At 65.4% G+C, this 10,973-nt stretch carries 10 protein-coding genes; 6 read left to right on the forward strand and 4 right to left on the reverse strand.

Annotation, left to right across the window (positions count from 1 at the left end; translation table 11 throughout):
• The first annotated feature begins 80 nt into the window (after positions 1-80).
• Positions 81-632 (forward strand): hypothetical protein, encoded by a 552-nt coding sequence (locus AC07YR_RS20570; protein WP_055803811.1) that lies wholly within the window; start codon positions 81-83, stop codon positions 630-632.
• A gap of 98 nt (positions 633-730) precedes the next feature.
• On the opposite strand, the gene AC07YR_RS20575 is transcribed toward AC07YR_RS20570, so the two are convergent.
• The 4 genes from AC07YR_RS20575 to AC07YR_RS20590 form a co-directional block, all read right to left on the reverse strand.
• A complete protein-coding gene (locus tag AC07YR_RS20575; RefSeq protein WP_436057115.1) occupies positions 731-2,164 on the reverse strand; it encodes a dicarboxylate/amino acid:cation symporter in 1,434 nt (477 codons plus the stop codon).
• A 255-nt stretch (positions 2,165-2,419) separates the two neighbouring features.
• Entirely contained in the window at positions 2,420-4,105 is a 1,686-nt protein-coding gene (locus tag AC07YR_RS20580) for a DUF885 domain-containing protein (protein WP_494735091.1), read from the reverse strand.
• A 98-nt stretch (positions 4,106-4,203) separates the two neighbouring features.
• Entirely contained in the window at positions 4,204-4,479 is a 276-nt protein-coding gene (locus AC07YR_RS20585) for an acyl-CoA carboxylase subunit epsilon (protein ID WP_494735092.1), read from the reverse strand.
• Positions 4,476-6,059: an acyl-CoA carboxylase subunit beta gene (locus AC07YR_RS20590; RefSeq protein WP_055803804.1), complete on the reverse strand. Its 1,584-nt coding sequence runs from the start codon at positions 6,057-6,059 to the stop codon at positions 4,476-4,478. The genes AC07YR_RS20585 and AC07YR_RS20590 overlap by 4 nt, the downstream gene beginning before the upstream one ends.
• Positions 6,060-6,265: 206 nt before the next feature.
• On the opposite strand from AC07YR_RS20590, the gene AC07YR_RS20595 reads away from it, so the two are divergent.
• The 5 genes from AC07YR_RS20595 to AC07YR_RS20615 form a co-directional block, all read left to right on the forward strand.
• Complete coding sequence (locus AC07YR_RS20595) at positions 6,266-7,156, forward strand: SDR family oxidoreductase (RefSeq protein WP_494735093.1); 891 nt, start codon at positions 6,266-6,268, stop codon at positions 7,154-7,156.
• 50 nt (positions 7,157-7,206) lie between these two features.
• Complete coding sequence (locus AC07YR_RS20600; RefSeq protein ID WP_235506046.1) at positions 7,207-8,175, forward strand: biotin--[acetyl-CoA-carboxylase] ligase; 969 nt, start codon at positions 7,207-7,209, stop codon at positions 8,173-8,175.
• Positions 8,168-8,794 (forward strand): PH domain-containing protein, encoded by a 627-nt coding sequence (locus AC07YR_RS20605; protein WP_494735094.1) that lies wholly within the window; start codon positions 8,168-8,170, stop codon positions 8,792-8,794. Before AC07YR_RS20600 ends, AC07YR_RS20605 begins: the two co-directional genes overlap by 8 nt.
• Positions 8,795-8,849: 55 nt before the next feature.
• Entirely contained in the window at positions 8,850-10,160 is a 1,311-nt protein-coding gene (locus tag AC07YR_RS20610; protein ID WP_494735095.1) for an adenylate/guanylate cyclase domain-containing protein, read from the forward strand.
• Between the two features lie 166 nt (positions 10,161-10,326).
• Positions 10,327-10,973 (forward strand): NHL repeat-containing protein (locus AC07YR_RS20615; RefSeq protein ID WP_494735096.1); only part of this gene is annotated, 647 nt, incomplete at its 3' end.

Genomic DNA, 10,973 nt, shown 5'->3' on the forward strand with positions numbered 1-10,973 from the left:
GGGAGCCTTAGGGAAGGTAGGCGTACTGTACCTGCCACCAGAAGCAGCCGCGATGCTGCGGCAGATCGAGGAGACGTGCCATGACAAGCAGAAAGAAGTTGGGCCTCGGCCTGGGCGCCGCTGCCCTGGTTGTCGGGGCCGGGATCGGCGTCAGCGGAATTGCGTCGGCGGCCACCACTCCGACCCCCACTCCGTCAGCCAGCGCATCGGCCGATGCCAATACCGACGGCCACGACCGCGGACACAAGGGCGGCCGTCACGGGCACGCAGGTGGCGTGCAGGCATCGGAGCTTGCCGCCAAGCTCGGTGTCGACGAGGCAAAGGTCACCGAGGCGCTGAAGGCGTTCCGCGATGCCAACAAGCCGGCGACGCGGCCTGCCGAGGGAGAGAAGCCGGACCGTGCTGCCAGGGAAGCAGCCCTCGCCAAGTCCCTCGCGGAGTCGCTGGGGATTGACGAATCCAAGGTCACCGCAGCCATTGAGGAGCTGCGCGCAGAGGAACGGTCCGAGCGCGCAGCGGCCCTGAAGACCCGGTTGGATAAGGCAGTCGCGGACGGCAAGCTCACCCAGGCGGAGGCCGACGCCGTCACCAAAGCCGTGGAGAACGGCGTGATAGGCGGCGGAGGCCACTAGGACGTCCCGCCACATCAGCGCGAACGTACAGTTGAGGCCCCAAACCCGTGTGGATTTGAGGCCTCAACTGTACGTTCGCGCTTCGGCGACGAAGCGGGTTACGCCTTGGCGTCCGCCAGCTCGCGTTCGTCCCGTTCAGTTGCCGGAGCGGCCGCCGTCGGATCTGTAGTGGCGGAGTCATCCGCGAACGGGTCGCCGTTGCGCGGAGCGTTGTACAGCGCCTCGTCCAGGATTCCCTGGCGCTTGGCCACGATCGTGGGGACCAGCGCCTGCCCGGCCACATTGACCGCAGTGCGGCCCATGTCCAGGATGGGGTCGATCGCCAGCAGGAGGCCGACGCCGGCCAGCGGCAGTCCCAGCGTGGAGAGCGTCAGGGTCAGCATCACGACGGCGCCGGTGGTACCCGCCGTCGCCGCGGAACCCAGTACGGAGACGAGGGCGATCAGCAGGTACTGGCTGAAGTCGAGCTGGATGCCGAAGAACTGGGCCACGAAGATCGCGGAGATCGCCGGGTAGATCGCGGCGCAGCCGTCCATCTTGGTGGTGGCGCCCAGGGGTACGGCGAAGGAGGCATAGGCGCGGGGTACGCCCAGGCTCCGCTCTGTCACGCGCTGGGTCAGCGGCAGGGTGCCGACGGACGAGCGGGACACAAATGCCAGCTGGACAGCGGGCCAGACACCGGAGAAGTACTGTTTGACAGACAGTCCGTGGGTGCGGACCAGCACCGGGTAGACCACAAACAGGACGAGGGCCAGGCCGACGTAAATGGCAAAGGTGAACTTGCCCAGCGACCCGATGGTGTCCCAGCCGTAGACGGCCACGGCGTTGCCGATGAGGCCCACAGTGCCCAGCGGGGCGATGCGGATGATCCACCACAGCACCTTCTGGATGACGGCGAGGGCTGACGCGTTGAGGTTCAGGAAGGGCTCGGCAGCCTTGCCAACCTTCAGTGCGGCCACGCCGACGGCGATCGCGATCACCAGGATCTGTAGGACGTTGAAGCTGACGGCGGTCGTGGCCACGCCCTCGGTGACGGTGGTGCTGGCTCCCAGGCCCAGGAAGTTCTTGGGGAAGAGGCCGATCAGGAACGCCCACCAGTCGCCGGATTTGCCCGAGTACTTGGCTTCCTGGGTGATGCCGGTGCTGGCGCCGGGCTGCAGCAGCACACCGAGGCCGATGCCGATCAGCACCGCGATCAGGGACGTGATGGCGAACCACAGCAGCGTGTTCCATGCCAGTTTCGCGGCATTGGAGACCTGCCGGAGGTTCGAGATGGAGCTGACGACGGCCGTGAAGATAAGGGGAACCACGGCGGTCTGCAGCAGCGAGACGTAGCTCGAGCCAATCGTCTGCAGTGTGGCGCCGAGGGCGTTGGGGTTCGCCTTGGTGCTGCCCGTGTACTTGGCCAGGAGGCCAAGGCCAAGGCCCACGATTAGGGCGGCAATGATCTGGAAGCCGAATGAACCGGCCCATGCGGGCAGCCGGAAACCGGTGTTTCCTGCGGGGGAGGGGGTGCTGGTTTGAGTGGTCACCCGAACACGCTAGGCCGTGCAAAATACAGCTTCTACTCGATATTGAGAAATATTACGCAGTCCTAGCCGGCCCCGACGCCAACAAGTCCGGATTTTCGGTGTCAGACCAGCCTTTTATGAAGTTATTCCCGGGAAGCATGTGGCAAACGTCTCGCAAACGGACCGAAAGGACGGGCATCCGGCAGCGTGCGTCAAAGCGACGCAGGAGCAGCACGCCGAGGACGTCCGTCCCTCCGGGACGCACGGGGACGAGGCTTACCCCAGCAGAGCGCGCTTCAGCGTATCGAGGCCTACGGAGCCGATGTTGAGTGCCTTGGTGTGGAAGGTCTTCAGATCGAAGCCGGGGCGCGCTTCCAGTTCGGAACGGATCTGCTCCCAGAGGCGCTGGCCCACCTTGTAGGACGGAGCCTGGCCCGGCCACCCGAGGTAGCGGGCGAATTCGAAGTTGAGCTGGCCTTCGCTGATCGCCAGGTTCTGCTTCAGGAAGTCGTAGCCCTTGTCCGGCGTCCAGGTACCGTTGCCCCAGCGTTCCGGCACTTCCAGCTCCAGGTGCACACCGATATCGAACACCACCCTCGCGGCCCGCATGCGCTGCATGTCCAGCATGCCCATGTGGTCGCCCGGGTCCTTGAGGTAGCCCAGTTCCTGCATCAGTTGCTCGGCGTACAGCGCCCAACCTTCGCCGTGGCCGGAGGTCCAGCAGACATTGCGGCGCCACTTGTTAAGCAGCTCCCGGCGGTAGATGGCCGTGGCGATCTGGAGGTGGTGTCCGGGTACGCCTTCGTGGAACACCGTGGTGGTTTCGGCCCAGGTGGTGAAGGTGTCCTCGCCCGGGGGGACGGACCACCACATCCGGCCCGGCCTGCTGAAGTCGTCCGAGGGTCCGGTGTAGTAGATGCCGCCTTCGTCGGTGGGGGCGATCAGGCATTCGAGCGTCTTCATGATGTCCGGGATCTCAAAGTGCACGCCGGCCAGATCCGCCACAGCCTTGTCCGAGAGGCCCTGCATCCAGGCTTTGAGGGCGTCGGTGCCTTTGAGCTGGCGGGCGGGATCGCTGTTCAGGATTTCCTTGGCTTCCGCCACCGACGCGCCGGGACGGATCTCGTTGGCCACTCGCTCCTGTTCCGCGATGAGCCGTTCCAGTTCCTGGACGCCCCAGGCGTAGGTCTCGTCGAGGTCCACCGTCGCGCCGAGGAAGGCCCGGGATGCCAGCGCATACCGGTCCCGGCCCACTGCGTCCTTGGCCGGTGCCACGGGCAGCAGTTCGGCGGACAGGAAATCCGCCAGCTTGAGGTACGCCGCGCGGGCCGCCGAGGCGCCGTCGTCGAGCTTTGCCTGCAGTTCCGCGGAAAGCGGGCCGTCCGCGGTCTTCGCGCCTGCGGCCATCTTGGCGAAGAAGCCGTCCTCGGCGGCGTATTTGGTGGCCTGCTCGACGACGATGGACACCTGCCGGGAGGCGGAGACCTTGCCCTGTTCCCTGGCGTGGCGCAGGGATTCGATGTAGCCGTCGATCGCGCCAGGGACGCTGTGGGCGCGGCCGGCGATGTGCTCCCAGTGCTCCACGGAATCGGTGGGCATCAGGTCAAAGATGGCCCGGATGTCCTGTGCCGGCGAGGAGATGTTGTTCAGGTCCGCGGCATCCCACCCGGATTCGTGGATTTCCAGCTGCAGCCCCAGCCGTTCCCGCATGGCGTCGAGCGTGACGGCGTCCACGTCGTCCACGGGCTCCAGGCCGTCGAGGTCACCGAGTGCCTTCCGCGCCGCCGCGATGAATTCTTCGATGCCCGCAGGCGAGAAGTCCTGGAATTCAGTTTCGTGGCCGGGCACCCCGAGCGTGGTGGCGAAGCTGGGGTTAAGCCTGATCAGGGTGTCCGTGTAGGCGTCTGCGACGGCGTCGATGGCTGTGTGGGGGCGCGCTGAGGCTGCGGTTTCGGTAGTCACCCCACGAGACTAACGGGGCGATCCCAGTTATGAAAGACTCACTGAACTTTTCGGTGTGTCAGTTCCCGGCCCGCTGCGGTTATGCGGCGGACCCGGCCTTAGCCGCGGCTTCGCTTCCACGCACCCGGCCCCGGGGTGGGGGCCAGCCGCAGCTGCTGCCGCCGCACCCAGTGGCGGACGCTGGGCTTCGCATCGCCCTCGGGCCCGGCATTGCCCAGGGACAGTACGACGGCAGTGAGCGCCGCGAGTTCCACGTCGGTCGGTTGGCCCTTGACCACGGAGAACAACGGCTCCTCGGCTGCCGTTTCAGGCGCCGGTTCGTTCCCGGCCGGGGAAACGGCAGGGTGCGCGGCAGGCTCCACGTCCGGGATCACAGCGGAATGTTCCCGTGCTTCTTGGCGGGAAGGCTGGCGCGCTTGTCCCGCAGGGCACGCAGGCCCTTGATGATCTGCACCCGGGTCTCGGACGGCGCGATGACGGCGTCCACGTACCCGAGCTGGGCGGCCTGGTACGGGTTGAGGAGTTCCTCCTCGTACTGCCGGATGACCTCTGCGCGCTTGGCCTCGACGTCGCCGCCGGCCTCCGCCACCGCAGCAAGTTCGCGGCGGTACAGGATGTTGACGGCGCCCTGCGCCCCCATGACGCCGATCTGGGCCGTGGGCCAGGCCATGTTCAGGTCTGCGCCGAGCTTCTTGGAACCCATCACGATGTACGCTCCGCCGTAGGCCTTGCGGGTGATGACCGTGAGCTTGGGGACGGTGGCTTCGGCGTAGGCGTACAGGAGCTTGGCGCCACGGCGGATGATGCCCTGGAATTCCTGGTCCTTGCCCGGCAGGAAGCCCGGTACGTCCACCAGCGTGATGATGGGGATGTTGAAGGCATCGCAGTGCCGGACGAAGCGAGCGGCCTTTTCCGATGCCGAGATGTCCAGGGTGCCGGCGAACTGCATGGGCTGGTTGGCCACGATGCCGACGGTGTGCCCCTCGATGCGGCCGTAACCGATCATTACGTTGGGTGCGTAGAGGGCCTGCATCTCCAGGAAGTGCCCGTCATCCACGATCTGCTCAACGACCTTGCGCATGTCGTAGGGCTGGTTGGCGGAATCCGGAATGAGCGTGTCCAGGGCGAGGTCGTCGTCGTCGATTTCCAGGTCCTGCTGGTGCTCCAGGACCGGAGCCTCGGCCAGGTTGTTGGAGGGGAGGAAGTCCAGGAGTTCACGAACAAACTCGACGGCGTCCGCCTCGTCCGACGCCAGGTACGTGGACGTGCCCGTGGTGGCGTTGTGCTGCCGCGCCCCGCCCAAAGTCTCCATGTCGACGTCCTCGCCCGTGACGGTCTTGATCACGTCCGGTCCGGTGATGAACATGTGCGAGGTCTTATCCACCATGACCACATAGTCGGTCAGGGCGGGGGAGTAGGCCGCGCCGCCGGCGGAGGGGCCCATGATGAGGGAAATCTGGGGGACGACTCCGGAAGCGTGCACGTTGTTGCGGAAGATGTCCGCGAACATGGCCAGGGAGGCCACGCCTTCCTGGATGCGGGCGCCGCCGCCGTCAAGGATGCCAACCACGGGGCAGCCGTTGCGCAGCGCGAATTCCTGCACCTTGACGATCTTCTCGCCGTTGACCTGGCTGAGCGAGCCGCCGTAGACCGAGAAGTCCTGGCTGTACACGGCCACGGGGCGGCCGTCCACCGTGCCGTAACCGGACACCAGCCCGTCACCCAGGGGCTTCTTCTTCTCCATGCCGAAGGCCGTGGAGCGGTGGACGGCCAGTGCGTCGAACTCCACAAACGATCCCTCATCCAGGAGGAGGTCGATGCGCTCGCGTGCCGTGTTCTTGCCGCGGGCGTGCTGCTTTTCGATGGCCTCGGGGCCGGATGGCTGCTCGGCACGCGCCTGGCGGTCGCGGAAGTCTGCAATCTTTCCCGCAGTCGTTGTCAGATCGTGGCTCATCAAGTGTCTCCGGCTCTGTAGCTGATGGTCGCTGGCCCTGTGTCGCAACGGCGCTTAAGTAGCTTCCGCACAAAAGCAGGACCCTGTTGGCTAGTCTAGTGACGCTATTGGCCGGGACCGCTGTAGAAAACCTACAATTTTCTGCCGTCGGGTGACGCTGACCGTTATGTTACTCACCAGTAACATACTTCGGCTAGAGTGTCCTTATGACTTCAAGCAACGATGCTTCGGGCACCGCCGCAGGGCCGTATCAGGCCGCCGGTTCCCTTCAGGGACGCACCATTTTGATGTCGGGCGGCAGCCGCGGCATCGGCCTCGCCATAGCGCTCCGCGCCGCGCGCGACGGCGCCAACATCGTGCTGATGGCCAAGACCGGCCAGCCGCACGCAAAACTCGAGGGCACGGTCTTCACCGCCGCGGAACAACTGGAAGCAGCGGGCGGCCAGGCGCTCCCGATCGTCGGCGACGTCCGCAATGACGACGACGTCGCCGGGGCGGTTGCCGCCGCCGTCGAACGGTTTGGCGGGATCGACATCGTGATCAACAACGCCTCTGCGATCGATCTGTCTAAGACCGACGCCGTGGACATGAAGCGCTACGACCTCATGCAGGACATCAACGTCCGTGGAACCTTCCTGCTCTCCAAGCTCGCCCTGCCGGCACTTCGACGCTCAGCAGACGCCAACATCCTGACCCTCTCACCGCCGCTGAACCTGGATCCCAAGTGGGCGGGCATGCACCTTGCCTACACCATGGCCAAATACGGAATGAGCCTCACCACCCTCGGCCTGGCCGAGGAGCTCAAGGGGGACGGCATCAACGTCAACTCGCTCTGGCCCTGCACGCTGATCGATACGGCTGCCATCCGGAACATGCCCGGGGGCGAGAACATGGTCAAGGCAGCCCGCGGACCGGAGATCATGGCGGATGCGGCACATGCCGTGCTGACGGGAAGCAACCTGGCAGGCGGGGCTGGCAGGCGGAGCGGCAACTTCTATACGGACGAACAAGTGCTCGCCGCGGCCGGGGTAACCGACTTTTCGCCGTACAGCCTTGGCGCCCCGGAGGACCGGCTGGTCCCTGACATTTTCCTCTGAGAACCCGTCCTCCCGCCGCCGGTGCGGCACCAACTCGGTAGGATTCAACTATGGACGCCCCACAGCCTGCCGACGGCCAGGACCCGATCACCCCGCAGTCTCCCGCTGCCCGCGTAGGACTCAACAGGAACGAACTGGGCAATGAGGATTTCCTGGCTGCCAACGGCATAGCGCAGCTCACCGTGGTGAACTCAACAGGTTCCACCAATGCGGACCTCCTGCAGGGAGTGACCGTGGATCCCCGCGCCTGGCCGGACCTGTCCGTCCTCACCGCCGAGCACCAGACCGCGGCCCGCGGCCGCCTGGACCGGCACTGGGAGGCGCCGCCGCTCAGCTCCGTGTCCGTGTCAATCGTGCTCCGGCCGGTGAACGCCGAAGGACGGCCGCTGCCCACCCACAGCTACTCGTGGTTCTCGCTGCTCGCCGCCCTTGCCCTCCGCGAGGCCCTCCTGGAGACGGCAGGGATCCCGGCAGAGATCAAGTGGCCCAATGACGTCATGGTGCGCGGGCGGAAAATTGCGGGCATCCTGGCTCAGCTGGGACCGATGGGGGACGGCACTGTTCCGCCTGTGATCCTGGGCACCGGGCTCAATGTGACCCTGACTGCCGAGGAGCTCCCCGTCCCCACGGCCACGTCCGTGCTGCTGGAAAATGCCCGGACAGTTGACCGGACCGCGCTGCTCAAGAGCTACCTGTCGCGCTTTGCCGCCCTGTACCGCAATTTCTGCAATGCCGACGGCGACCCCGCCGCCGGGATGGCCGGCGGACCGTCGCTGCACAAGCGCGTGGAATCCGTGATGTCCACCCTCGGCAAGCAGGTGCGCGCACAGTTGCCCGGCGACCACGAGATCATCGGCCACGCTTCCCGCCTGGACGAATACGGCTCCCTTCTCGTGGTGGACGCCGGCAAGCACGAGCACGTGGTGACGGCCGGCGACGTCGTCCATCTCCGCCCCTGGACCCCGCCCGGTACCGGAACCGATACGGGAACCGGCACCGCGGAAAGCGGATATGCGTAAAGAGCTCCTGCCGGGTGAACAGGTCATCACTGTTACCCGGCCGCAGCCCCGGAAGCTCTTTTTCCCGGGGCTGCTGTTCATCGCTGGACCCGCTTTCGGCGCCTTCGCCAGCGCATGGATCGTCAGGGGCGAGCCGGCCAGGCTCGTTCCGCTGATCTCCGAAGAATGGACTATTTGGCTTGTCGCAGTGTGCGTCGGCGGAGTTGCGTGGATACTGTTGGGATACTGCCTGCCGCGGCTGCTCAGGTGGCACGCTACCCAGTACGTGCTGACGAGCCGACGGATAATTGCCCGTTACGGTATGTTGCGCAGGCGGGACATGCAGATCCCGCTCGCGGCGGTGCATCATGTCGGCGTCAGTCAGTCATTGTGGCAGCGCATATTGCGTTCCGGGAATATATCGTTGGATACCGGACACGGTGCCGAATCGGTCATCCCGGACGTTCCGGAAGCTGTGAAGTTCCGGAACTTTGTGCTCGATGCCATCGATGAACTGCCTGCCGGAGTGATCTACGAGGCAGACCGGGCGCAGGACAGCGCCGCGGACATGCCGCGTTACCGGCCGTGGGATAGGGGAGAGACGTGGGATACGAGAGAAGGTGGAAGAGATGAGCGCTGAGAATGCCGGACCCGTGGACAACGCCGGAACCGTCGACCAGGCAGAGCCGTCTGAGCTGCCGTCTCCGCCGGACGCCGTAGTGGAGACCGCCACCCTCGAAGCCGCTGTCCTGGAAACGGCCACCTTGGGCCCTGTTTCACTGGACGGGCCGGTTTCCTTGGAGCCGCCCGTTTCACTGGAGGCGCCGGTGCTTGAGACGTCCGTGCCCGGCGACCCCGCCGGCACCCCGGCAGCCGCCCACCAGCCAATACCCCACGACCCTGCCCAGTACGATCCTCCTCTGCCGGGATCATCCTCGAATGAAGCCACTCCCACGGGAACCCTTTCTGCCGAACGGCTCGCCGCGAAGGCGCTGGAGGCCAGGCTCCTCGGCGGTGAGCGCAAGCTGCGCCGCCGTGAGGTGGCTGCCGGTGCCGGGCTGTCGCTGCTGTCCGCCCGCAAGCTGTGGCGCGCCCTGGGCTTTCCCAACCTTGGCGACGAGGATGTTGCCTTCACCGAACGCGACCAGGCTGCATTGTCCACCGTGGTTGACCTGGTCCGGGCGGGGAAGCTCACCGAGGAAGCGGCTATTTCCGTTACCCGGGCCATCGGGCAAATGACCGACCGCATGGTGGTCTGGCAAATCGAAGCCCTCGTGGAGGACATGGTGCACCGGCAGGGTGTGTCGGACGCCGTAGCCCGCAAGCGGCTGGTCAACCAGCTGCCGTCCCTGGTGGACGCGCTCGAGGAAATGCTGGTTTACTCCTGGCGCAGGCAGCTCAACGCCGGGGTCCAGCGCCTCGCCGTGCGGGCAGAGGCCGGGCTGCAGGCCAGTGAAGAGGGCCGCGAGGGCGACGAGGATGACGCACCGCTGCCACTGGCGCGGGCCGTAGGATTTGCGGACCTGGTTTCGTACACCAGCCTTTCGCGACGCATGAACGAGAAGACGCTGGCTCAACTGGTACAGCGTTTTGAGAACAAATGCGCCGAGATCATTTCGGTCGGCGGCGGCCGGCTGGTGAAAACCGTGGGGGATGAAGTCCTCTATATTGCCGAGACGCCGGCAGCGGGCGCCGAAATTTCCCTCGCCCTGTGCCAGGCCTTTACCGAGGATGAGATCCTGCCCCAGGCCAGGGTGGCCATGGTGTGGGGGAGGATCCTGTCGCGGCTGGGCGACATCTACGGTCCCACCGTCAACCTTGCCGCGCGGCTGACTGCACTGGCGGATCCGGGCACCGTTCTGGTCGATTCGATGACGGCCGCCGCGCTGGAACACGACGAACGGTTTGTATTGGTCCCGCAGGCAGCCGAAGAGGTGCGTGGCTTCGGTGAAATACACCCCGTCCTGCTGCAGCGCGGCAGTGGCCGGGGACTCGTCCTGGACTGAAATCCACAAGCCCGTTCCGCCCGCGTCCTCCGGACTCCCGCATTAGCGGACGGCGGGGGCTGGTTTCTCAAATCGATGGTCTTATGACATAGTCGGACTGTCCCCGTATGTCGCTCTATGGGGCCTTAGCATGCCCGGAATGCATTTTTGTGGGGGAAATCTGGCAATGAAACGGCTACTTCGATCCGTGACGCCCAAACCGGAACGGACGCCGAACCACCGGCGTACCAGGATCCTCCGCGGCACGGTTTTTGCGGTGGCCGGTGCTGCGTTGGTGGCGGGTGCGGTGATTTATCCGGGGTTTAAGACCACTGAGGTGGAATTGAACGATGGTGGTGTGTGGGTTGTCAGTAAGGCCAGGAATGCTGTTGGCCGTTTGAATTATCCGTCCCGTGTGCTGGATGGTGCGGTGACCCCGGCGAGTACGACTTTCGATATCCTGCAGAATTCCGGTGACGTTTTTGTCGATGATGAGACGGGTTCGACGCTGAATCAGGTGTCTCCGGCGAATATGCAGTTGGGCGGGGATAAGCAGTTGCCGGGTGCGGCTGATGTGAGTTTTGGTTCCGAGGTTATTTCGGTGACGGACCCGGCCAAGGGCAAGGTGTGGGCGCTTTCGCCGTCCACTGTCAACGGTTTTGACGAGGAGTCCACGGAGCCGGTGTTGGCGGGTTCGGAGGGCCTGGTGTCCGCTGTTGGTGCGGATAACCGGATTTACAGTGCGGATCCGAAGACGGGTGCGGTGACGGTGACGGCTGTTGATGCCAACGGTGCGGTGGCGTCGGCCGAGTCCGGTACGTGGGACGGGCTGAA

It is taken from the genome of Arthrobacter sp. GW460-12-1-14-TSB2 (assembly GCF_059423525.1).

Excerpts from the sequence above, each read along its gene's own strand:
- AC07YR_RS20570 (WP_055803811.1), top strand. The coding sequence starts at position 81 with ATGACAAGCAGAAAGAAGTTGGGCCTCGGCCTGGGCGCCGCTGCCCTG.
- AC07YR_RS20600 (WP_235506046.1), top strand. The coding sequence starts at position 7,207 with ATGGACGCCCCACAGCCTGCCGACGGCCAGGACCCGATCACCCCGCAG.
- AC07YR_RS20605 (WP_494735094.1), top strand. The coding sequence starts at position 8,168 with ATGCGTAAAGAGCTCCTGCCGGGTGAACAGGTCATCACTGTTACCCGG.
- AC07YR_RS20590 (WP_055803804.1), bottom strand. The coding sequence starts at position 6,059 with ATGAGCCACGATCTGACAACGACTGCGGGAAAGATTGCAGACTTCCGC.
- AC07YR_RS20595 (WP_494735093.1), top strand. The coding sequence starts at position 6,266 with ATGACTTCAAGCAACGATGCTTCGGGCACCGCCGCAGGGCCGTATCAG.